18 protein-coding genes are annotated in these 22,855 nt (G+C 60.9%); 4 read left to right on the top strand and 14 right to left on the bottom strand.

Annotated elements, in window-relative coordinates; genetic code table 11:
* Positions 1-20 precede the first annotated feature (20 nt).
* The 3 genes from ACWJJK_RS22145 to ACWJJK_RS22155 form a co-directional block, all read right to left on the bottom strand.
* Positions 21-1,346 (bottom strand): amidohydrolase family protein, encoded by a 1,326-nt coding sequence (locus ACWJJK_RS22145; protein WP_454128495.1) that lies wholly within the window; start codon positions 1,344-1,346, stop codon positions 21-23.
* A gap of 338 nt (positions 1,347-1,684) precedes the next feature.
* Positions 1,685-2,659 carry a nitrate- and nitrite sensing domain-containing protein gene (locus ACWJJK_RS22150; RefSeq protein ID WP_156881820.1) on the bottom strand — a complete coding sequence of 325 codons (975 nt, stop codon included), beginning with the start codon at positions 2,657-2,659 and terminating at the stop codon, positions 1,685-1,687.
* 25 nt (positions 2,660-2,684) lie between these two features.
* Positions 2,685-4,709 carry a methyl-accepting chemotaxis protein gene (locus ACWJJK_RS22155; protein ID WP_156881821.1) on the bottom strand — a complete coding sequence of 675 codons (2,025 nt, stop codon included), beginning with the start codon at positions 4,707-4,709 and terminating at the stop codon, positions 2,685-2,687.
* A 520-nt stretch (positions 4,710-5,229) separates the two neighbouring features.
* On the opposite strand from ACWJJK_RS22155, the gene ACWJJK_RS22160 reads away from it, so the two are divergent.
* On the top strand, positions 5,230-6,411 hold the full coding sequence (locus ACWJJK_RS22160) for a hypothetical protein (RefSeq protein WP_434110872.1): 1,182 nt from the start codon (positions 5,230-5,232) through the stop codon (positions 6,409-6,411).
* 124 nt (positions 6,412-6,535) lie between these two features.
* On the opposite strand, the gene ACWJJK_RS22165 is transcribed toward ACWJJK_RS22160, so the two are convergent.
* Entirely contained in the window at positions 6,536-6,907 is a 372-nt protein-coding gene (locus ACWJJK_RS22165) for a thiol-disulfide oxidoreductase DCC family protein (protein WP_156881823.1), read from the bottom strand.
* Between the two features lie 321 nt (positions 6,908-7,228).
* Here ACWJJK_RS22165 and ACWJJK_RS22170 point away from each other — a divergent pair, with 321 nt between their 5' ends.
* Positions 7,229-8,146 carry a dihydrodipicolinate synthase family protein gene (locus tag ACWJJK_RS22170; protein WP_156881824.1) on the top strand — a complete coding sequence of 306 codons (918 nt, stop codon included), beginning with the start codon at positions 7,229-7,231 and terminating at the stop codon, positions 8,144-8,146.
* A gap of 115 nt (positions 8,147-8,261) precedes the next feature.
* On the opposite strand, the gene ACWJJK_RS22175 is transcribed toward ACWJJK_RS22170, so the two are convergent.
* From ACWJJK_RS22175 to ACWJJK_RS22220, 10 genes are all read right to left on the bottom strand, one after another.
* Positions 8,262-9,800, bottom strand: coding sequence for a cytochrome B6 (locus ACWJJK_RS22175; protein WP_454128496.1), 1,539 nt, complete (start codon positions 9,798-9,800; stop codon positions 8,262-8,264).
* A gap of 304 nt (positions 9,801-10,104) precedes the next feature.
* The gene (locus ACWJJK_RS22180; RefSeq protein WP_086133718.1) at positions 10,105-11,472 is read right to left on the bottom strand and encodes an FAD-dependent oxidoreductase; all 1,368 of its coding nucleotides are present in this window, start codon (positions 11,470-11,472) and stop codon (positions 10,105-10,107) included.
* Positions 11,462-12,733, bottom strand: a complete 1,272-nt coding sequence (gene kynU, locus ACWJJK_RS22185; RefSeq protein WP_086133719.1) for a kynureninase — start codon at positions 12,731-12,733, stop codon at positions 11,462-11,464. The genes ACWJJK_RS22180 and kynU overlap by 11 nt, the downstream gene beginning before the upstream one ends.
* Positions 12,730-13,548 (bottom strand): cyclase family protein, encoded by an 819-nt coding sequence (locus ACWJJK_RS22190; protein ID WP_434110860.1) that lies wholly within the window; start codon positions 13,546-13,548, stop codon positions 12,730-12,732. Before ACWJJK_RS22190 ends, kynU begins: the two co-directional genes overlap by 4 nt.
* Positions 13,545-14,555 (bottom strand): amidohydrolase family protein, encoded by a 1,011-nt coding sequence (locus ACWJJK_RS22195; protein ID WP_454128497.1) that lies wholly within the window; start codon positions 14,553-14,555, stop codon positions 13,545-13,547. Before ACWJJK_RS22195 ends, ACWJJK_RS22190 begins: the two co-directional genes overlap by 4 nt.
* A 34-nt stretch (positions 14,556-14,589) precedes the next feature.
* Positions 14,590-14,988, bottom strand: coding sequence for an endonuclease domain-containing protein (locus tag ACWJJK_RS22200; RefSeq protein ID WP_086133722.1), 399 nt, complete (start codon positions 14,986-14,988; stop codon positions 14,590-14,592).
* Positions 14,989-15,118: 130 nt separating this feature from the next.
* Complete coding sequence (locus tag ACWJJK_RS22205; protein ID WP_086133723.1) at positions 15,119-15,631, bottom strand: 3-hydroxyanthranilate 3,4-dioxygenase; 513 nt, start codon at positions 15,629-15,631, stop codon at positions 15,119-15,121.
* A gap of 15 nt (positions 15,632-15,646) precedes the next feature.
* The gene (locus tag ACWJJK_RS22210; protein WP_434110854.1) at positions 15,647-16,066 is read right to left on the bottom strand and encodes a RidA family protein; all 420 of its coding nucleotides are present in this window, start codon (positions 16,064-16,066) and stop codon (positions 15,647-15,649) included.
* A 5-nt stretch (positions 16,067-16,071) separates the two neighbouring features.
* Positions 16,072-17,520: an aldehyde dehydrogenase gene (locus ACWJJK_RS22215; protein ID WP_156881828.1), complete on the bottom strand. Its 1,449-nt coding sequence runs from the start codon at positions 17,518-17,520 to the stop codon at positions 16,072-16,074.
* A gap of 2 nt (positions 17,521-17,522) precedes the next feature.
* Positions 17,523-18,323: an SDR family oxidoreductase gene (locus ACWJJK_RS22220; RefSeq protein WP_454128498.1), complete on the bottom strand. Its 801-nt coding sequence runs from the start codon at positions 18,321-18,323 to the stop codon at positions 17,523-17,525.
* 318 nt (positions 18,324-18,641) lie between these two features.
* On the opposite strand from ACWJJK_RS22220, the gene ACWJJK_RS22225 reads away from it, so the two are divergent.
* Together ACWJJK_RS22225 and ACWJJK_RS22230 are read left to right on the top strand one after the other, a co-directional pair.
* Entirely contained in the window at positions 18,642-21,551 is a 2,910-nt protein-coding gene (locus tag ACWJJK_RS22225) for an FAD-binding and (Fe-S)-binding domain-containing protein (protein ID WP_454128499.1), read from the top strand.
* 578 nt (positions 21,552-22,129) lie between these two features.
* A complete protein-coding gene (locus tag ACWJJK_RS22230; RefSeq protein ID WP_077730921.1) occupies positions 22,130-22,804 on the top strand; it encodes a carbonic anhydrase in 675 nt (224 codons plus the stop codon).
* The last annotated feature ends 51 nt before the right edge of the window (positions 22,805-22,855 follow it).

Genomic DNA, 22,855 nt, shown 5'->3' on the forward strand with positions numbered 1-22,855 from the left:
TACTTTGTTCGAAGTTCGTTTCAAAGTCGGGATCGCATCGACGGCTTTTGCTCGTCCCACGCTCGGGGATCGAAAACGGCCCCTCCCTTGACCACGCGGAAAATGCGGCGCAAATGAGTGACATCGGCCAGCGGATCGGCGTCGAGCAGCACGAAATCGGCGATTTTGCCCTGCTCCACGGTCCCCAATTCGGCGCTTCGCCCCATGACGCGAGCTCCGCCTTGCGTCGCGGCAGTCAGAATCTCGTGGGGCGACAAGCCGGCCTCGGCCATCAGCTCGAACTCCCGGTGCAGCGCCGGCCCGTGCAAGGTGCCGATATTGCCGGCATCGGTCCCGGCGGCGACCGTCACGCCGCTCTGCTGCAAACGCTTCAGATTCCAGAATGCGATATCCCGGCTGAACCAGTGGAAAGCCCAGGGCCTTTTCCAAACGGGCAGGCTAGCCAGCTCGTCGAACGTCGCGATCGCCCCGGGATCGCCGAGGCGGCGTTCGATGTCGGTCAGCCGAACCTTCCGTCCCAGCACCTCCTGATAACCCTCGTTGACGACGAGGGTGGTCACGTACACCACGTTCCGATCCTTCAGTAGCTTGATGAAGGCCTCGTCGACCCGGCGGTCCTCCACGCTGTGGGCGAGAATGTCCGCACCCGCCTGCACCGCCGCCCGTGCGGTCTCCAGTTCGGTCGCGTGCACCACGACCCGAGTGCCGGCGGCATGGCTCGCCTCGATCGCGGCCTGCACTATGGCGGTCTGAAACGCAAGACTCCGGCCCGGCAAGGGAATGAACCAGATTTTGATGAGGTCCGGCTTGCGCGCCAAAATCTCTCGCACCGTGGCGCGGCTTTCCTCGGCAGAATCGACCTTGATCAGCGCCGGATCCTCGGCCTTGAGTTCCTGCGGAAAATAAGTCGCGATCAAGGGTCCAGCCACCGCGACGCGCGGCGCCCGTTCGGTCCGCCTCGCGAGATCCCGCACCTCGAAGGTCCAGAACGGACCGCCGACATCCACCACCGAAGTCACGCCGCTCGCCACGTATCGAGCCAAGGTGTCGGGGACGCGCTGCCTGATCCCGGTGATCTCGTCCGCATAAGGGCGAACATCCCGCAGATCGATCACATCCGGACGGGTATAAAGACCGCCCGATTGAAAGAAATGTATGTGCGCATCGATCAAGCCGGGAACGATCCATTTCCCGCTCGCGTCGATCACCCGCGCTTCGGGAGGAATCGGTAACTCGCCCCGGTTCCCCACCGCCGCAATCCGCTCGCCCTCCACCACGATTACGGCATCGGCGCGTGGCGCGCCGCCGGTTCCATCGATCAGGGTACCGCCGACAAAAGCCTTCATATCCGCTCTACTCCCGCTGGCGAACACCAGGAGCGACAAAAAGATTGCCAATAACCCGTGCATGCACGGCGATCCGTATCGCCTCATCTTCCCATTCAAGAACACGCGAACTATTTCTTTCGACCGCGGCACGGGCCGTTCATTGCAGCGCAGCGAACGGGATTCACGCGTCTTGTGCCTTCCGCACCGGGGAAAAGAGCCTGGGAGATTTTTCGGTTTGGTGTGGCTCCCTCCTGTTGTAGGTCGGGAATACTTTCCCGACACTAACGGGCCGGCAAGCAGGTTTGTCGGCAAAGGATTGCCGACCTACAACGATTCGGGAATCTCCCGATACGGACTTAAGGCAGCAGCCACGTCAGCGGGACAAGGGCAACCAGGATCGAAACGGCCGCGGCGAACAACGGCACATAGCGCTTCGGCCTTGCCAGTTCGTTGGCTCGCAAGGCAAATACGCCGTGGAGCGTATCCATGAGTTGATCGATCAGAGCGATATTGGCCTCGATTGCCCGGGTCGCCTCGGCAAAATAGGGCTTGAGCTTGAGCTCGATGCGGCTCGGCTGAATGATGCGTTCATTGAGGAGATTCACGAATTTTCGGGTCGATTCGCGGCTGGTTGCCAAACCCGCTTGCAGATCCAGCCCAGTCGGTGGAGAAAGGTCCCGCAGCGCCGTCTGGATCTCGTTCAGGAGGCCGTCGATGCGATGGGCCAAAAAACCGAGTTTGATCCGGAACACCGGCGGGCATTTTCCGGACGCGATCACCCCCGCCCCGAGGCCGCGTCCCTGCCCGATCTGCTCGATCAGTTCGGGAAGCCGGCGTACCAGAATCGCCGCCATGCACCGATTGGACGGATCGGGATCGAACATTATCCCGGAGCCATCCGCCGCCTCCTCCATGAGGCACAGGACTTCCCTGATGATCCGCGTATGGGCGGCGAAACTCTCCGCGGGAGAGAGGTCGAAGAGCCCGCGTTTCAGTTCCTGCCAGGAATCGTGAATGGCTCGCCAGCGGGACAACTGCCCGGCATGCGCATCGGCACCTTCGTCGGCGAGAGGCATTGTCGCCCGCAACTGCTCTTCGATGTTCTTCTGAACGGACGGCAGACGCGCCCGGAAAGCCGTATCTCCGTTCAGACAGGAATTGGCCATGCCCCGGTGTTGCTGAAGACTGATCATCAATTCCGTGGTTCGGCGCAAATGGAGGATACCGGCCGCTTTACGGTCGAGCAGCGCTCTCTCGAATCGCTGCTCGACGGCAACGAGGAGCACCAGAAAAGCCAGTAACAGGGTCAGGCCGGTCAGAATCGGAAACATGAGAATCTCCTCTACGGATGCGGAATCAAATCTGGAAGTGGTGAACCATCGTCTTGAGGTTCGCTGCCAGTTGTTCGAGATGCCGGGCAATGGCGGACGTTTCCTGGGCAACCGTCGTGCTTTCGTCGGCCTTCCCGGCAATTTGCTCGACGTGCTGCGCGATATCCTGGCTGACGACGCTTTGCTCCTGAGTGGCAGCCGCAATGGTCGTGATGCTCTGCACGGTCTGCAACGCGCCTTCATGGATGGATGCGAGGGAGCTCGCCGCCTCGGTCGCCAGTGAAACCCCGGCCGAGACCTGTTCGCTGCCGGTCCGCATCGCGCTCACGGCCCGGTCGATGCTGTCCTGGATGGACACGATGGTTTGCCTGATTTCGTCCGTCGCATGGCGGGTACGGGCGGCGAGCTGCCGGACCTCGTCGGCGACGACGGCAAAACCGCGCCCCTGCTCGCCGGCGCGGGCCGCCTCGATAGCGGCATTGAGAGCGAGCAGATTGGTCTGATCCGCGATTTCGGCGATGACCTTGACGATCGCGCTGATTTCGTTGGAGCGCGCGCCGAGCGCCGTGATCATCCCGGAGGATTGATGGACCGAGTCGGCGAGCTTTTCCATTTCACCGGCGGTGCGGCGGACGACGATCTCGCCTTGCGCGGACAATTCCCTGGCCCGGCTGGAAATCCGCTCCGCTTCGCCGGCGTGGCGGGCGACCTCGCCGATGCTGACCGTCATCTCCTCCATGGCAGCCGCCGTACTTCCGGCTGCGTCGGACTGAAGATTCGCGCTGTAGGCGACCCGCTCGGTGGCGCCGGAGAGTTCGCTCGCGGCATTGCTCAATTCCTCGGCCGATGCGACTACGCCGGCAATAAAGCGGCTGAACTCGCGGGCGACGCCGTTGAAGCCGTCCGCCACCTGCACCAGCTCATCCCGCGAGTTTATGTGCGTTTTCGCGGTCAGATCGCCGGCGGCCAGACGCCGGCCGCTGCTGACCAGAGTGTGGACCGTCTGCCGTACCGACAGATAAAAGGCGGCAAATAGATAGACGGACACCAAAGCCGTGGTGACGGCGATCACGACGACCAGACGGTTTTTGGCGTCAAAGGCGGCGATACGCTCCTCCAGCAAGCGATCCAGCGTGGGCAGAACCGCATCGTAGAGGGCGAACTGGGCGTCTATGGCGCGGGTTCCGGCGGCAAAATAGTCGGAAGGCGCCATCACGATGGAATTTTTGGAGATCAGCTCGTTCCACTGTAAATCCAGGAAAGTCTTGAGACGAACGAGACTCTGTTCGAGACCGGCAGCCAACGCGGGCTTGACCGACGAGTTGGTCTGGAAAACGACGTCCATGCCTCGCTCGATGGCGCGCTGCTTTTCCAGGATAAGCGTGTTCAGCATGATCAGGCGGGATTTCTCGTCCGGGTCGTTCGCCTGGCGAGCGGCCATTCCGGTGCCCAAGCCCCGCGCCTGCCCCAGGTTCTCCATCAGGGCCGGAAGTTTGAGGATTGCGGCATCGGCGAGGTAGGCGCTATCGAGAACGGGATCCAGGACGAGATTGGAGGTCTCTCCGATGTGGCCGATCAGCCCCTGCAAGCCGGCGATCAGGGACGTGTGGGCGGCAAAATTTTCCTTCGCATCCGCGCCCGCGGATTGATTCGCAAGACGATTCCACGCTTGTTTCACGGCATTCCATCGGGTTGCGGTGTGCAACGTGGAATCCAGCCGACTGTCGATCTCGTTCACCGCGGCTTTAGCTTCCTCGATGCGGGCTCGCAAGGCCCGAATATCGTCATCGAAAGACCGGTCGCCGTTGAGTGCGGCGTAAACCATCCCACGGTGTTTCGGAAAATCCTGCAGCAAAGGCTGCAAAGCCTTCAGGTATTCCACACCGGACCGCTCTTCGCGGGCGAATGCGCTGCCGGCGTTCATTTCGACGATCAGCAGGTACAGGTAAACGGCAAGCGGCAGGACGAAGATCAAGCCGATGAACAGAAATTTATAAGGAAAGCGAAGATGGCTCAGCAAAACGATGGCTGGCCGAAGCACGTTGTACATGGATGTTCCCTTGCAATTAGGAGCTGTTTGCAGCCTGAGCGATCGTCGGGCAAAAAAAAGCGTCCAGCGGGGTCGTAATGACCGCCGATGGACGCCGTTGTCCGTTGATTCGTGCCCCGTTTAGCACTCCATGACGAGAATACATAATGCATGCCATGCGTAAGCGCAGAGAACCGGTCGACGCGATTACCCGGAATCGGGCCGATTGCGGGGAATATCTTGTATACCAAGGACATGCGGCGGCACATCGATCCGGCGCACAAAGATAGGGGGCGCGCACCATAACGGGACACTCCCGAAAGCGATCGCTCTCTCGGCTGCGGAAACTCACTCTGCGCACACGGGTTTCGCATGTTCCTTTCGAAGTTGGTCATCGGGCCGTTTTTGAAGGATTGGCCTCGGCGTGCAACTCCTTTTCCAAGGACAAGTCTCATTAACCAAACAAGCGCAGCAAGGAGCGGATTCCGCGCATCGAAAAACCGCGGCCATCGCTCGATCGCAACAGCAGGGATGAAGTCACATGAACAGCGATTACAGGAAAAGGACCGGCCTGGCAGCGATTCTCATGGGTGCCATCTTGGTCCCGGCCTTACAGGCGCCTTCGGCGTCCGCAAGGGCTCTCGGCATGGTGGCGGACAACACCACGGCTTCGGTCACGATATTCGATGCCGATACCGACACCGTACTGGGATCGGTGACCATAGCGACCGCCGGCCTGGCGATCGGTGACGTTCTCATCACGCCGGATCAGACCCGGGGATTCGTGACGAATTTCAACAGCGAAGTCTTCGTCATCGACCTGACCGCGTCGCCTCCCCGCCTCGCCGAAGGCACGAATCCGATTCCCATCGCCAACAATGGCGAGGATCTCTCGATCAGCCCCGACGGGAAGTTCCTGCTGGTGTCCGATGGCCTCTTCACTCAGCCGATCTCGGTCATCGACATCGCCAAACAGGCCGAGATCAGCACCTTGTCCGTGGGTACCGATACCAATTCGGTCGAGGTTTGCAGCGACGGCTCGGTACTGGCCACCTCGTCCGCCGATGCAACGGTGCGCCGGCTCACGCTCAGCGACACCGGGACCTTGAGAGATACCGGCGAGATGCTGTCTCTCGGTTTCGCCGAACCCAATAATGTCTTCTGCGCTCCGGACGGCGGATCGGGCCTCGTCATCGCCCGTGGCGCTCCCGAAATAACGTCGTTTGCGATTCCGGGACTGGAACGGGTCAACATGCGCGCATTATCCGGCACGTCCTCCGGGATTTCCGGTTTGGTCGACTTTGCAGTAGACCGGGCCTTTGCCCGGAGTAACGGCGAATCCCCGGGAGATGCGGGTTTCCTGGACGTCTATCGTTATGACGCCAAGAACGCGACCTTCAGCAACGAACCGCTGTTTTCGGTTCCGATTTCCAACGCTCCCGAATTCTACGGAATGGATCAGATGGCGCTGCATCCGAAGAAAGCGAAATTGTACGTCTCGCAACCCGATGCCTTGAGGGTGTACGACGCGAACACCGGGACCCTGCTGACGTCCATCACCGATCCCGGCATCGTGCAACCGACCGGCGTGACCGTGGCTAAGGATTTCTGCGAAGATCCTCCGCCTGGCGGGATGACTACGGAAGCCGACGCTCCGCAATGCGCCATGAAAAGCACCGGCTCTGCCGATCACCCGATCGACGGCGGCGATCAGGTCAAATAGTATCCCTGTGCGGTCAATCGTGAGCGACAGGTTTGCTTCTCGGCATGGCTCGTCCGATGGTGGGCGGAAGGATTGAACGAAATAAAAAGCCCGATTCTTGGAGCGATAGTGCTCGGCGAGCCCGCTACAGCCGCCCGCTCTTTTTCAACCGGCGGATTACCATTTTGTGATAGAGACGAGCCAGCAGCGGGCGGATCACCGGCAGTCCGATAAGCCAGGCCAAGGGTCTTAGAAACGCGACTCTCTCCAGCAATAGGATGTAAGCATCCAGCTCGGACGCGATCCGCCCGTTTTCGTCGCGGACATGCAGTTCGGTCAGGGCCTTGCGGGGATCGATGCCGATCTCGCGGAGTCTGTCCTCCCGTCCCGTGATATCGAACCAACAGACCCGCTCGCCGCTTTTTCCCGCCAGCCGCTCGTAGCGGCGGCGCTCCCGGACACAGCGCGGGCAGGCGCCATCGTAATAGACGGTGATCTTTCCCTGGTCTTCGTTCATGGATTCTGCCTCTTATTCCCAATCGCCTTCAATCAGGCATTCATGTTTGTAGGGTGGGTTAGCGAAGCGTAACCCACCGATTCAAGGTCGCCCGGTGGGTTACGCTTCGCTAACCCACCCTACGCAATGTTCACTCGGATGCCGAATGGAGTTAAAACCTGGTGGCCGACGGCAACGGGCGAGGCGACCCACAAGATCCGCCGGCACCCCCATCCCGTAGATTTCACCGTGGTTCCCCGGTAACCTTTCCTGAAACGCGCGGCAGTCGGTGCGTACTTAAGATAGGCGCATCCTCACCCGGATTCTGAGGAGGACTTCACCATGACGGAACCCGCTCCCATACGCGGACTTTGGTGTGCAACGCTGACGCCGCTCGGCCGGGACGGCGGCGTGGATCATGCGAGACTCGCCGCACTGGTGCGGGAATTGCTCGCGAAAGGCGTGGCCGGTATCGTGCCGTTCGGCACGACCGGCGAAGGTCCCTCCTTCTCGGTGGCCGAGCGCTGCGAGGGGCTTGACGCGCTGCTGGCTGCCGGCATCGCGCCGGGCCGCCTGCTCGCCGCCACCGGATGCGCCGCACTCTCCGACACCCTGGCGCTGACCCGGCACGCGCTGAAAACCGGCTGCCCGCGCTGCCTGATCCTTCCGCCGTTCTTCTGGAAAAATTTGACCGACGAGGCTGTGTTCCGTTACTACTCGATGCTGATCGATACGGTGGGCGATACGCGTCTGCGCGTTTATCTGTATCACATCCCGCAACTCTCGGCCGTGCCGATCCGGCCGGAAGTCGTCGCCCGGCTGGCGGCCGCCTATCCCGGCATCATTGCGGGGGTGAAGGACAGCGGCGGCGATTTCGAACATACCGCCGGGCTGTTGAGACGCGTGCCTCAGCTTTCGATCCTGCTCGGCCACGAATCGCATCTGCCGCGTCTGATGCGCGCCGGCGGAGCCGGAACCATCTGCGGCATCGCGAACCTCTTTCCGGCCCTTATCGCGGCGCTACTCAAGCCGGACGTGCCGCCGGACGACGAAACTCGAGTCCGTATGTTCCTGGACATCGTCCTGCGCTACCCCTTCGTTCCCGCATTCAAGGCGATTCGCGCCGCGCAGACGGGCGATCCCGCCTGGCTTGCGCCCCGGCCGCCGCTATTGCCGCTATCGGAGACCGAAAGGGCGATGCTGGTCGCGGCTCTTCACAACGCCGGCTTCGGCATCGCGCCCGAGACCGGCCGATGGTGATCTAAGGCTTGCTTTCGCTGGCTCCCAAGTTCCTACTTCGGAGCCTCTCGCTTTGGGTTCCCAAACGGGAGTTTGGGAACCAATCTAAACTTCAAGCGCTTGGAAAAAGCGATTTTTACAGCGCCCGCATGAACGCCGCCAGGTCCGACTTTTCCTGCGTGTTCAATTTGAGCCCCAGCACCAGGTTGAAAAACTCCACCGTGTCCTCCAGGGTCAGGCAACGCCCGTCGTGCATGTAGGGCGGGCTGTCCTTGATGCCGCGCAAGGTGAACGTCTTCATCGGCCCCAGCGGCGCCTCGTTGACGAAGCGTTCTAGGTGGAGGTCGTGCATCTGGTGGTCGAGGTAGGTCGGAGGCATATGGCACGCGGCGCATTTACCCTTGCCGAAGAACACTTCTTCGCCGCGGCGCTCGGCTTCGGTGGCCTTGGAGGGGTCGAGCCGAGCGGTGGCAACGTCGAGCTTGGGCGCCGGCGGGAAGTCGAACATGTTCTGCATCTGCGCCATGTGCGAAACCTGCACCCGATCGAACTGGGTAAAACCTTTCTTCATGGCGTGGATGGGATCGCCGTTGAAATAGGCGGTACGAAATTCGAATTCGGTGAAGTCCTCGACCGAGCGGAGACTCCGCTTGGAACCGTGCAGTTGTTGATTGAACACGCCGCGCAGGCTGACCGTGTCGAGGCGGAGGCGCCGCTCTTGCGGCCGGTTGTCCGGATTGAGGTGGAATTGTCCGGTCGTATGACCGTTGATATGGCAATCGAGGCAGGTGACGCCTAGGCTCGGCTGTTCGCTTTTCCGGTCGTCGGTGGGATTGAATTCTTCCTGGGGAAACGGCGTGAGCAGCAGGCGCAGGCCGTCGAGCTGAACGGGCGTCAGCAGGTCCTTGAAAAGCGCATAGTAATTGTTGATCGAGACGACCTCGCCCCGGGATACGTCACCCAGTTCCGGCCGGTTTTGCAGGAACATGGCGGGCGGGAACTCCGGCAGAAAGGCGTCCGGCAGATCGAATTCCACATCGAAGCGCTCCAGCCGCGGGAACATCTCGATCTGCATTTTCGGGAAGACCTGGCCGCCGGTGGCTTGCTTCGGATGCGGCAGGGCGGGATAAGGGAAGAGTCCCTTTTCGCGAATCTCCTCGGGCGTCATCGCGGCCAGCGTGTCCCAGGTCATGCCGTTGCGCAGCCGCGCGGTGGGACCTACCGGAATGGGTTTACCCCGCGACATTTTCGCCTCTCGATGGAGTCTTGGGGTCAGATCATAGCGGCTTTCCAGCAGTTTTCGCTGATCGGCGGTGATCTTGGGCTTGGCCGCCTTGTCCTCCTGCATGATCTCCTCGAAAGTCTGCATGGGCCTCTTGGCATTGAGGGGATCGCGGTAGAAATCGAAGCCCAGCACCTTGCCCTGATCGGGCTGGCCGCCAAAGGCGTTCGAGGAAGGCTGGGCATGGGGGGCGCGGAAAGCGCCAGAGCGATCATGCTCGGATTTCTGCGACTCCGGCCGGGAAGAGGGAGCGGCTCTCGGCGTTTGCGCCTCGGCAACGGCATCCAACGGCTTGCCGTTGGTCTGAGCGGCCGCTACGGCCACGGGAAAAACAAAGCCGCCGAGGAACCAACGGGCAGCGCTGCTTGAAATCGCCTTGTTCCGGAATCGCATAACACCTCCTTGCGAGCCATCTATCGGAGATAAATCGGATCGGGGTAGTTCTAGATTTGAATTGCCGATCAATCCATTGGTTCCGGATACCTACTGCTCTTTCGGCGGTTGACGGAAACCGGAATGTCGTAGGGCGGGTTAGGCGCACGCCGGCATCCGCTGGCCGCTGATCACCATGCTTTCCGTGCGCCGTAACCCGCCGGACCAATGCTCGATGGTCGTGCCGCTCGCGTCGGTGGGTGGCCGCCAGCCTCGCTGGGTGATGTGCGGGTAGTGCGGGGCGCACCTGATGCCCCGCCCGCCATCAAGACCGCGATGGCATTGCGGCCAAGGGCTGCAAGCTTTCCGTGACGAGCCGGTCGGCCAGGTCGAGGTCTACGTCGTCTACCCGGTTTATGGATTCCGACAAACGCTCGATGATGCCGGCCTGGACGTCGCCGCGTTCTTTGGCGACGGCATAGGGAATGCGGTGAAACATGACCATGGCGTAGCGCGGGATGAATCTCGCCGGGTGGCGCTCTTCGAGCAGCCATTCGATGTGCTTCCGCAAGTGAAACTTGGGGTCACGGACGGAATCGCGCATCTCGATGTAGTTTTCCAGCGCCATGTCGGCGATGGCCTCGGCATTCGGCTTTCTCTGGGCCTCGAAGTTTCGGTAAAGGCTTTCGAAGTTATCGTGTTCATCGAGCAACCGGTCGAGAACGACGCAATCCTCGAAGGCGCAGTTCATCCCTTGCCCGTGAAAGGGAACCACCGCGTGGGCGGCATCGCCCAGAATCAGCGCCTGATCGCCGACATGCCAGGGAAAGCAGCGAATCGTGCCCAAGGTCCCGGTGGGATGGTTCAGAAAATCGTGAACCGGGTCGGACATCAGGGGAAGCACGTCGGGAAACTCGGTTTCGAAGAAATGCAGGATGGCGCCCTCGTCGCTGAGCGTCCGGAAACTCTCGAGGCCCGAATGGGGCAGGAACAAGGTGGCGGTAAAACTGCCGTCCCGATTGGGCAGGGCGATCAGCATGAAGCCGCCGCGCGGCCAGATGTGCAGGGCGTTCTTTTCCAGCCTGAAAGCGCCTTCGGGTCCTGGCGGGATGGCCAGCTCCTTGTAGCCGTGCGGCAGGTGCTCGTCTCGGCAGTCGATGCCTTTCTGTACGATCATGGCCTGGCGCACCGCGGAACCCGCGCCGTCGGTGCCGATCAGCGTATCGAAAGGCAGAATGCGCGGGTTATCGTCGTCTTCACGCCGGAGCAGCAGATGCCGGTTTTCGAAATCCATTCCTTCGCACTTTTCGCCGAAAAAAAGCTCGGCCCCGGCGGCTTCGGCCCCATCGAGCAGGATCTTGTTGAGCGCGGCCCTTTCCACCGAATAATGAACGGCGGATTCGTCCCTGCCATAGGGTTGATAGAGCAGTTTTCCGTCCCTGTCGTGGATCATGCGGCCGGGCATGGCGACCAGATGTTTTTCGATATTCCGGTATAGCCCGACTTCCTTCAGGGCATGGATGCCGCGGGTGGACAGCGAGAGGTTGATCGACCGCCCCGCCGGAATTTGGTGTTTGCGCATGTCCGGCAAGCGCTCGAAGACCCGGACGGAAAACCGCCGGCGGGCCAGGAACATGGCGAGGAGGCATCCGGCGAGCCCTCCGCCGATCAGGGTGATAACTTTAGTCCGCATGTTCGATCACTCCCTTGAGCCGCTCCACGAAATCGAAGATTTCGATGTAGCGGTTGTAAAACGGGACCGGCGCCACGCGGATCACGTCAGGCTCCCGCCAGTCGCAAACGATCCCGGAAGCGCTCAGCTTTTCGAACACCCGCTTGCCGTCCTTCAATCTGAGCGAAAGCTGGCAACCCCGTTCGGCGGGGGCGGGCGGCGTGAGGATGGCGATCTCGTCGTCGAACCGTTCCTTGAGCAGGCGTTCCAGATAACCGGTCAATGATTCCGACTTGGTCCGCAGCGCCGTCATTCCGGCTCGATCGAACAGATCCAGGGACGCAAGCAGGGGCGCCAGGGAGAGAACGGGCGGATTGCTGAGCTGCCAGCCTTCGGCCCCGGGCAAAGGACTGAACCTCGGCGGCATGACGAACCGGGTGGATTTGTCATGCCCCCACCAGCCGGCGAAGCGGGGAAGATCGAAGCGTTCGGCGTGCCGCTCGTGGACGAAACAGCCCGCGACGGCTCCGGGTCCCGCGTTCAAATATTTGTAGGAACACCAAACGGCGAAATCCGCGTTCCAGTCGTGCAGTTTCAAGACCAGATTGCCGACGGCGTGGGCCAGGTCGAACCCGACCACGCAGCCTTTCCTGTGCCCCGCTCCGGCGATTTCGTCCATGGCAAAGGTTTGGCCCGTGTAGAACTGCACGCCCGGCCACAGGATCAGCGCGATGCCGTCTCCTTCCCGTTCGATGAGCTCTAATAGATCCTCCACACGAAGAATCGCTTCACCCGGACGGGATCTGGCTTCGATCAGCGACTCTTCCGGGTCGAAGCCGTGAAAGGCGATTTGGGAAGCCATGGTGTAGCGGTCCGACGGGAAAGCGTGTTCCTCGATCAGGATCTTATGGCGCTCCGGCGTCGGACGGTAAAAGCTCACCATCAGGAGATGAAGGTTGACCGTCAGGGAGTTCATCGCCGCCACTTCGACGGGCAGGGCTCCGACCAACCGGGACAGTTTCTCCGTCGCGAACTCGTGATAAGGCAGCCAGGGATGATCTCCCTCGAAGTGTCCCCGCACTCCCATCCGCGCCCACGCGGCCAGCACCTCCTCCACGTAGCGCCGCGCCGATTTCGGCTGAAGTCCCAGAGAATTGCCGCAAAAATAAATCTCTTCCGAGCCATCTTCCCGCTTCGGGATGTGAAAGTCGCTTCGGTACGAACCAAGAATATCCGCTCGGTCCAGCGCCTCGGCGAGAGATCGGTGCGCTTCGAACCTCATGGAACCTCCACGGGAAAGATCAGCGGCCGGCTGGGTGCCGCATCGCCGCGGAAAGGCGCGATTTGAAGATTGAGCAGGTAATAACCGTCCCGAATGTCGTCGCCCACGAAGATGAGTTCGGTAATCGTTCGAAAAGGCGCTTTGCAGCGATTCAAATCGTGGGCGTCGGGCGGCAGCTCCCAGAAAAGGCGGTGATTCGACAGCCTGCCCTCGTCTTCCATGCGGTCGACGGACGGCATATCCACCAAAAGATGCTTGACGCCGCGTCGGACGATTTCCGCCATCGCCTCATTGGAAAAATAAGGCGTCGCCAAGTACTGCCGTGTTCTCTTGGACGGTGAATTGGGCAGCGAGCGGATGACGAGCACTTGGTGAAAATCCTCGTCATCCAGCGTTCTTAACTTTTCGACTAGCGCCCTCCGGGTAATGAGCGCATCGCCTTCCGCTTTGCCGGGGATATAACTTTCCGGGCAATCCATGCCTTTTTCCGGCTTCACGGAAATCAGGGTGGCAGGAATCCAGGCATCCTTCAGAAATGCCGTTACCGATACGTCCTGATCCACGATATGGCCCACGCATTCGGTATGGGTGCCGTGGCAATGGGGGATGAAACGGTATTCCCTCACATTGCAGCTGCCGCCGCGCCGGGTGTCGCCGACGAACCAGGCGTTTTCCACCGTTTGCACGCCGGCGGGCGGTACCCCGAAGGCGCTGAGTCCTCGGACATCAAAATCGACAGGGATGGACAGGTCGAAATGGTTTGCCGAGTCGATACGGAAGGTCCGTGGTCCGATATGGACATCAACGGCGGTCATACGAAGGATTCCGCTGTGAGACCGAGCCATTCCAAGGCAGTGCCGTGAAACAACCGCGCCTTGGTCGATTGCGGCAGCGCCATCTCGGCTATCATCCTGCCGGGCCGGTTTTCGCCCAGCGGAAACGGATAGTCGGAGCCGAGGGCGATCGAGTTCGCGCCCAAAAGATCGATCAGGCAACTCAGGAGGCGTGGATCGTTAACGCATGAATCCACATAGAAGCGCCCCAGGTATTCGGCAGGCTCCACGGCATTGTCCACGGCGCAAAGATCGGGGCGCACCTCGAATCCGTGCTGAACACGGCCGAAAGTACCCGGGAACGCCCCGCCGCCGTGGGCAAACGCAACACGAAGCCGGGGAAACCGCTCGAAGACGCCGCCGAAAATCATCGAGCAGATGGCCAGGGCGGTCTCCGCAGGCATGCCGACCAGCCAGCTCAGCCAGTATTTCTTCATGCGCTCGTTGGCGAGAACGTCCCAAGGGTGGACGAAGAGGGCCGCTCCCAAATCTTCCGCTGCCTCGTAGACAGGGAAGAAAAGCGTCTCGTTCAGGTTGAAGCCGTTGACGTGGGTGCCGATTTCGACGCCCGCCAGCTTCAGATCGCGGACGCAACGCTCCAGCTCCCCGACCGCGAGTTTCGGCGCCTGCATGGGCAGAGTGCCCAGCCCGACAAAGCGCTTGGGGAACTCGGCGACGACGCCGGCGATGTGATCGTTCAGCAGTTTAGAGAGATCGAGTGTGTGCTCCGGTTTCGCCCAGTAAGAGAACATGACCGGCACGGTGGAAAGCACCTGAACCTGCACGCCGAATTCATCGTAGTCCTTGAGCCGGGTCCCGGCATCCCAGCAGTTGCTCCTGATTTCCCGGAAGCATTCGCCGTTCCTGAGCATGCGGGCGCAGCCCGGCCGGTGATGATCGAGCTGAATAAACCCGCCATAGCCATACCGCTCCCGAAGATCGGGCCAGTTCTTCGGCAGGATGTGGGTATGGATGTCGATTTTGAGCATGTTTGTTTTCCATGTGCCTAATAATGAGCCGTTCTCAAGCCCCTTCCTTTTTACGAAGTACCGGTCTTTCTCCCTCTCCCTCCGGGAGAGGGATGGGGTGAGGGGATCGAACAACTATGGCAATCGGAATTGCCTCTAACACTGCCTCAAGATCGCCGAGCACTTCATGATTCCAAAACCGCAACACCCGATAACCCAAAGCCTGTAAGTATCGGGTTCGCTGATTGTCCTGTTCCTGTTGCTCGGAATGCTGTCCACCATCGAGTTCAATGATCAGCTTCGGTTCTAGGCTGAGGAAATCTGCGATGTAGGGGCCAATGGGTTGTTGCCGACGGAACTTGCAACCTTCCAGCTGGCGGTTTCTCAACCAGCTCCACAATAATTTCTCCGCGTTGGTCTGTTGTTTTCGTAGCGTTCGGGCCAGTTGTTTCATCGGAAGAAAACCTAGTTTCGATCCCCTCACCCTAACCCTCTCCCGGAGGGAGAGGGAACTGAGGGCCGAAGTAATGGGCACAGACTACCACCGGCCTTTGCCCATCCTACCGTGTGCCGCGAGTGTGTATTCAAGGCGCCTCCATCACCGTCCCGCACTTCTTGCACGTCCGGTTTTCCTCGCTGGAATAGAACCGCTCGAAAACCGGCGGCAAGTCCTTCTCGATGTTTTCGAGGTGGAAATATTCCTCGTAGAGCAAATTCGAACAGTTGTCGCAGTACCATAGGAGACCGTCGTTTTCCGCCGGTCCTCGCTTTCGCTCTATGACCAGCCCCACCGTGTCGGCGAAGCGCTGAGGGGAATGGGGGATGCGCGGCGGAAGCAGAAAGATATCGCCTTCCCGGATGCGGATGTCCTTGGGGTTTCCGTCCTCCATGATCTTGAGAACCATGTCGCCCTCGACCTGGTAGAAGAACTCCTCGCCTTCGTCGTAGTGATAATCCTTGCGGCGGTTGGGGCCGCCCACCGCCATGACGATGAATTCCGCGTCCTCGAACACCTGTTTGTTGCAGACCGGGGGCTTGAGCAGATGGCGGTGTTGGTCTATCCACTCGCGGAAGTTGAAAGGCTTGAGTTCTCTCACGGCGATTCTCCGTTCTCATTCGATGGTCGCGATGCACTTCAGCTCGATCGCGATCGGGGTCGGCAGCCGCGACACTTCGACGGTCGTCCGGCAGGGCTGATTGGTCCTGAAGTATTCCGCGTAGAGCCGGTTGTAAGCCGGAAAATCCTTTTCCATATTCGTCAGGAAGACGGTGACGTCCACCAGCTTGTCCCAACGGGAGCCCGCTTCCTCGAGGATCAGGCGGACGTTTTCGAAGACCGAGCGGCATTGCGCCTCGATTTCGTAGGCAACGATATTCCCGTCCTCGTCCAGCTCGACGCCCGGAATAATCTTGCTTCCGCGTTTTCTCGGCCCGACCCCTGACAGGAACAAGAGATTCCCCACCCGCCTGGCGTGGGGATAGAGGCCCACGGGTTCCGGTGCTTTTTCCGAGTCGATACGCTGACCCGCCATACGCGCTATCCTCCGAGATAAACGCAGACGTTCTTGGCTTCGGTGAAAAACTTGAGCGCCTCGAAGCCGCCTTCCCGGCCCACGCCCGATTGCTTCATGCCGCCGAAAGGCGTCCGGAGGTCGCGGAGCAGCCAGCAGTTGATCCAGATCACCCCGGAATGGATCCGGTTCGCCAGGCGATGGCAGCGCTTGAGGCTTTCGCTCCAGACTGTGGCGGAAAGCCCGTACATCGTGCTGTTGGCATACTCGACCGCTTGGTCTTCGCCATCGAAAGGCATCAGGGTGACCACGGGGCCGAAGATTTCCTCCTGATTGACCCGGCAGTCCGGGGAGAGACCTTCGATGATGGTCGGCTCGACGAAGAATCCGTTTTCGCAGCGGCCCTCAAGACGCACCTGCCTGCCGCCGGTCAGGATCCGCCCGCCCTCGGTCTGCGCCAGATCGATGTAGGACAGCACCTTGCGGAGGTGGCTTTCCGAAATGAGCGCGCCGACGTCGCAGTCTCCGCTCAGTGGATCGGCCACGCGCAGCGCCTGGGTCCGTCGCAGGAATTCGTCCCTGAACGTTTCGTAGATCGGCCGTTCGACGAAGATCCGCGACCCCGACAGACAGATTTCGCCCTGATTGAAAAAGGACGAGCGGACCGTGGTGCTCACGGCGCGTTCGAAATCGCAATCGGCAAAGATGATGTTCGGATTCTTGCCGCCGAGTTCCAGGGAGAGCTTTTTGAACTTGGGAGCCGCGGTTTGGGCGATCCGGGCTCCGGTTTGGGTGCCGCCGGTGAAGGAGATGGCTTCGACGTTCGGATGCTCGACCAGGCGTTGCCCGGCCTTGGCGCCGGTGCCGTGGACGATGTTCAGAACCCCCGGCGGAAGCCCCGCTTCCCGGCAGATTTCCGAGAGATAAAACGCCGTCATCGGCGTCAGTTCCGAGGGCTTGGCCACGACAGTGTTCCCCGCGGCCAGCGCGGGCGCGACTTTCCAGGTAAAGAGATAAAGCGGGAGGTTCCACGGCGAAATACAGCCGACGACGCCGAGCGGCACGCGGAGCGTGTAATTCAGCGCTTGGCTTCCCATGGCATGGGATTCGGAGAAGAAATGCTGGATGGCTGAGCTGAAGAATTGGAAATTGGCGGCGGCTCTCGGGATGTCGACCTGGCGCGCCGCGCTCAGAGGCTTTCCGGCATCGACCGATTCGGCGCGGGCGAGCGCGTCCGCCTTGGCTTCGATGAGATCCGCGATCCGGCGCAGCAGCCTGGATCGCTCTTCCAGCGGAGCCTCGGCCCAGGCGGGAAACGCCGTCCTTGCGGCGGCTGCGGCGCGGTCGATATCGGCGGAATCGGAGTCCGGCACTTCCGAAAACAAACGGCCGGTGGCCGGTTCGATGTTTTCGAGATAGCGGCCGGAGACGGGCGGAACGAGTTCGCCGGCAATGTAATTCGCGATTCGTTGCATATTTACAAGCTCATCGTACGTCCCCCGTCGACGGGCAGATTGATCCCGGTGATATACGAAGCCAAATCGGACGCGAGAAAACCCGCCGCGTAGGCGATTTCTTCGGGCTTTCCGAACCGTCCCAGGGGAATCGAGCGTTTAGTCTGTTCGACCACGTCATCGATGGATTTGTTCGAGCTTCGGGCTTTGGCCTCCATGATAGCCCGGAGCCTCGCCGTCTCGGTCGCTCCCGGAAGGATGTTGTTCACGGTGATGCCGAAGGGCGCGAGTTCGCCCGCCAAGGTCTTGGCCCAGTTGGCCATGGCGCCGCGCACCGCGTTGGAGACGCCGAGTCCCGGAATCGGCTGCTTGACCGAAGTCGAAACGATATTGATGATCCGGCCGAAGCTCTCGCTCCTCATGCCGGGGAGCAGGGCTTGGACCAGGATATGGCTGCAAATGAGGTGCTGGGTGAAGGCTCTAGTGAATTCCTCGATCCCGGCTTCATACAGAAGCCCGCCCGGCGGTCCGCCTGTGTTGTTGACCAGGATGTGAATGGGAAGAAGCGCCGGCAGGCGTTCTTCCAGGATCTGCTTCAAGCGATCGGGACAGCCGAAATCGGCCACCAAGTAGCTGTGCTTCTGCCGATGTGCGGAACTGAGCCCTCCACAGACGAGCTTCAACGCCGACTCGTTGCGGGCAAGGAGAACGACCTCGGCGCCTTGATCCGCGAAAAGCATGGCGATGGCCCGGCCGATCCCTTGACTGCTGCCGCACACCAGCGCCCTTTTACCATCCAGTAATCCCATCGAGATCGCTCCCATCGGTTTTCTGCAAACCTTACAACGAATGATCAGCGTGTGCCATAAACCCGTTTCGCCGGGTTGATCCATGTCGTAGGGTGGGTTAGGTGCGCCTACATACCGCCTGTACGCGGCCCACCGAGTCAGGCGCGCACCGTAACCCACCACACCGCGCGTTGGTGGGTTACGGCGCACGCAAAGCACAGTGATTGACATCGGAGTATGCTGGAGTGCGCCTAACCCACCCTACGAAATCCCGGTTTTCCGTCAGACCTCGACATGGAAGGCTCTAACCTCCGATTCTATCCCCGGTCTAAGCAGTTAACGAGCCCACCCGTCATGACATCCGAACCGCTATCAAAACTCTCGGTTTTAAGCCGAGCGCTTGAAGGGGAGCTTTTGACCGACCGGCTCTCGCGTCTGCTTTACGCCACGGACGCCTCGCCCCACCAGAAGATGCCTCTGGCCGTGGCGCGGCCCAAGCACCGGGACGATTGCGTGACGCTGATGAGATTCGCCGCGCAGGAACGGCTGCCGCTGATTCCCCGCGCAGCCGGAACCAGCCTGGCGGGGCAGTGCGTCGGCGACGGTCTGGTAATCGATTTCACCCGCCACATGAACCGGATCGTCTCGATCGACCCGGAGCGGAGGCGGGCACGGGTCCAGCCGGGCGTGATCCGCGACGATCTCAACGATGCGCTGAGCCCGTTCGGGCTGATGTTCGCCCCCGATCCCTCCACCTCCAACCGCTGCACGATAGGCGGCATGTTCGGCAACAACGCCTGGGGCAGCCATGCCTTGCGCTATGGCACGACCCGCGATCACAGTCTGTCCGCCGAGGCGGTCTTGAGCGACGGCAGCATCGCCCGGTTCGAATCACTTGGAGGCGAACAGCTTCGGGAAAAATTAGCGCTGGACAATCTGGAGGGGCGGATTTACCGCGCCGTGTATCAGGCGATCGACCGTCGCCGGGCGCTGATTCTCGATCGCTTCCCCCGCCCCGACGGCATTCCCCGCAACGCCGGCTATCCCCTGGACGTGCTGGCGCGCGGGCAGCCTTGGGAATCTCGGGGGCCGCCTTTCAATCTGGCCCGATTGCTGTGCGGCAGCGAGGGAACCCTGGCTCTGGTCGGCGAAATCGAAGTTGGGCTCGTGCCGCTGCCTGCCCGGCGCCGCTTGGTCTGCGTCCAGTTCGACAGCCTGCCGCAAGCGCTTTCGGCGGTGGCCGTGACGCTGAACCATAAGCCGTCGGCATTGGAATTGGTCGACCGGCATATCCTGGAGCTCACCAAGACCAATCTGGAACAGCAACGTAACCGGTTCTGGATCGAAGGCGATCCGGCCGCCGTGCTGCTGATCGATTTCGTGAACGAAACCGGCGGTGAAGTCGACGCCACGGTCTCAAATCTGATGGCCGAATTGCGCTCGCGGAATTTGGGTTATGCCCGGAAAGTGCTCGAATCGCCGCTCCGGGAGCGGGCGCTGGGCCTGCGCGCGGCGGGATTGGGCCTGCTCATGGGCATGCCGGGTCCGGTCAAAGCCGTCACCGGCATCGAAGACACGGCAGTGTCAGTCAAGGATCTGCCCGCTTATGCCGAGGCGATTTTCTCGATCATGGCCCGCCATGGTGTAGATTGCGTCGTCTTCGGTCCGGCCGGATGGGGCGTGTTGCATTTCCGCCCCTTGCTCGATCTGCGCAGCCGGGAAGGCCGGCGTCTTTACGAGCGCATCGTCGAAGAAGTGTTCGAACGGGCGATCCGTTTCGGCGGGACGATCAGCGCCAAGCATGGCGACGGCCGCCTGAGATCGCCTTATTTGGAAGGTCTTTTGGGTGGGGAACTTTATGGGCTCCTGCACGGGATCAAGGCCGCCTTCGATCCTCACGATCTTTTGAACCCGCACAAGATTTTCGATCCTCCGCCGTTGGTTTCGGATCTGAGAGCCCATGATAACGGGAAACCGGTTGCCGCCTACTTCGACTGGAGCCGCGAAGCGGGCTTAAGAATCGCCGCGTCGAAGTGCAACGGCGCCGGGGTCTGCCTGAAAAGCGCCGGGCGCGGCACGATGTGCCCCTCCTATATGGCGACACGGGAGGAAAAACACGGCACCCGCGGCCGCGCCAACATCTTCCGGCAGGTCATGGACAGTTCCGAACCCTGGACGGCGATGAATCGCGAGCTGCTGCGGGATGTCCTCGACCTGTGCCTGGCCTGCAAGGGCTGCAAATCGGAATGCCCGGCCAACGTGGACTTGGCCCGCATGAAGGCGGAATTCCTGCAGCAGCACTACGACCGGGCCGGAGTGCCGTGGCGGGCGCGTATCGTGGGGAACTTCGACCGGCTCAGCCGGATCGCGAGCTTCGCGCCCACCCTGTCCAACGCCGTGCTGGCGCAGATCTGGGTCAAATCCCGGCTGGGCTTTCATCCGGAGCGTCCCTTGCCGCCTCTCGCGAGCGAGCCTTTCAGCCGATGGCTGAAGCGGCGGCGTCCGGCCGAACCGGCTGGCCAGAAGGGCGAGGTCCTGCTGTTCAACGATCCCTTCACCGAATTCTACGAACCCCGGTTGGCGATCGCGGCCTTCGAGGTCTTGGAGCGGTTCGGGTTTCGCATGGCGGCAACGCCCTGTCTCGAATCCGGGCGGATACAGATCAGCCAAGGTCTTTTGAGCGCCGCCCGGAAACGGCTGAGCCGGGCCGTCGAGCGGCTATACCCTTCCGCGGTGACCGGCCGCTGGATCATCGGGCTCGAACCTTCGGAAATCCTGACCTTCCGTGACGAAGCGGCGGATTTACTGGAGGGCGAGGAGCTCAGAAAAAAGGCGCGTATCGTGGCGGATCGCACCCTGACCTTCGAGGAATTCATCGTTCATGAGAGCGGTCGGCTCGGCAAAAATCCCTTCGGCGACGCGCTAGCGGGCAAGACACTGCTGGTGCACGGCCACTGTCATCAGAAGGCGCTGCTCGGAATGCAGCCGCTTTTAAAGGCGCTGTCGCTGATTCCCGGCGTCGAAGTTCGACCCATTCCCTCCGGCTGCTGCGGCATGGCGGGCGTTTTCGGTTATGAGGAGGAGCACCACGCCGTGTCGCTGGACATTGCCGAACTGGTCCTGTTTCCCGCCATTCGCGAGGCTGGAACCGATGCGCTGATCGTGGCCCCCGGCACCAGCTGCCGCCGCCAAATCGCCGACGGGCTCGGGGTGCGGGCCTATCACCCTGTCGAGGTGATGCTTATGGCGATGGGATTACCATGAAAATACAAGCTTGTGGGAGGGGCTCTCTCGACTGAGCTCAGCTCGTAGGACGCGTCGTGCCTCCGCATATCCTGTGGACCTAATTCATAGTGCCGAAATTTACTTTGGCCGGAGCTTCCCTTATTTCAAATCGCTTTCAATCAGGCATTCATTTTCGTAGGGTGGGTTAGGCGCACATCAGCACTGACCGACCGTCGATCACTGCGCTTCGCGTGCGCCGTAACCCACCGAACGGCCTCTGTCCTGAGCCAAGTCGAAGGGTCGGCGGGTTACGCGGAGCCTGTCCTGAGCCTGTCGAAGGGCCTGTCCCGAGCTGAGACTAGGGGCCAACCCGCCATCGATGGGTTTCGCTTCGCTCTACCCATCCTACGATGAATGTTCACTCGAATGCCAAATGGAATTAGGAGTCGCAGCGGTTTTCCGGCACGGCTTCCAAAAGCGGTTGCTGAACCAAGAAGCCCGGTACGGTCAAAGAGATTAAACCACCGAATTTGTATCTGTGAGTCGGCGGGGCGGTATCACTCTGAGCTGAATAAGACGTCCCTGCGCGTGTGCCCATGGTGAGGAAGGTTAATCCCATGAAAGAACTGGTGGAAGGCTTTCACAGGTTTCAGCAGAGCCTCTCGAAGTCAGAGAGAGAGTCATTCAAAAAGCTGGCGGGCGGGCAGAATCCACTTGCCCTTTTCATTACCTGCTCAGATTCGCGTATCGACCCGAACTGGATCACGCAGTCGAAACCGGGCGACCTGTTCATCCTGCGGAATGCGGGGAATATCATTCCTCCTTATGGGGCTAGCGGCGGCGGGGAAGCGGCCACCATCGAGTACGCCGTCGCCAATCTGGGAGTGAAGGAAATCATCGTTTGCGGCCATACCTATTGCGGGGCCATGCAGGCGCTGCTGAGCGGCCCGGAAAGCGTGGCCGACCTCCCGGCCGCTCGCGCTTGGCTCGGCCATGCCGAGGCGACCCGCCGGATCACTCGGGAAAATTACGCTCATCTGGAAGGCAATTCCCTCTTGACGGCCGCCGTGCAAGAGAATGTTTTAGTTCAATTGGAAAACCTGCGTACGCACCCCGTGGTTGCCGCGGGACTCGTCCGAGGGACTATCAAGCTCTATGGCTGGGTTTACAAGATCGATAAGGCCGAAGTTTTCGCCTATGTCCCTGGACGCGGCCAGTTTCTCGCTCTGCCGGAGCACCCGTCCGTACCCATCCCCTCCGCCATGCAGCTTGCCGTCAAACGAATCATCTAATGCCTTGAAGCTCATATCGCTCTCCTGCATCAGGATCGCCCGCCGGGCTTG

It is taken from the genome of Methylocaldum gracile (assembly GCF_053646815.1).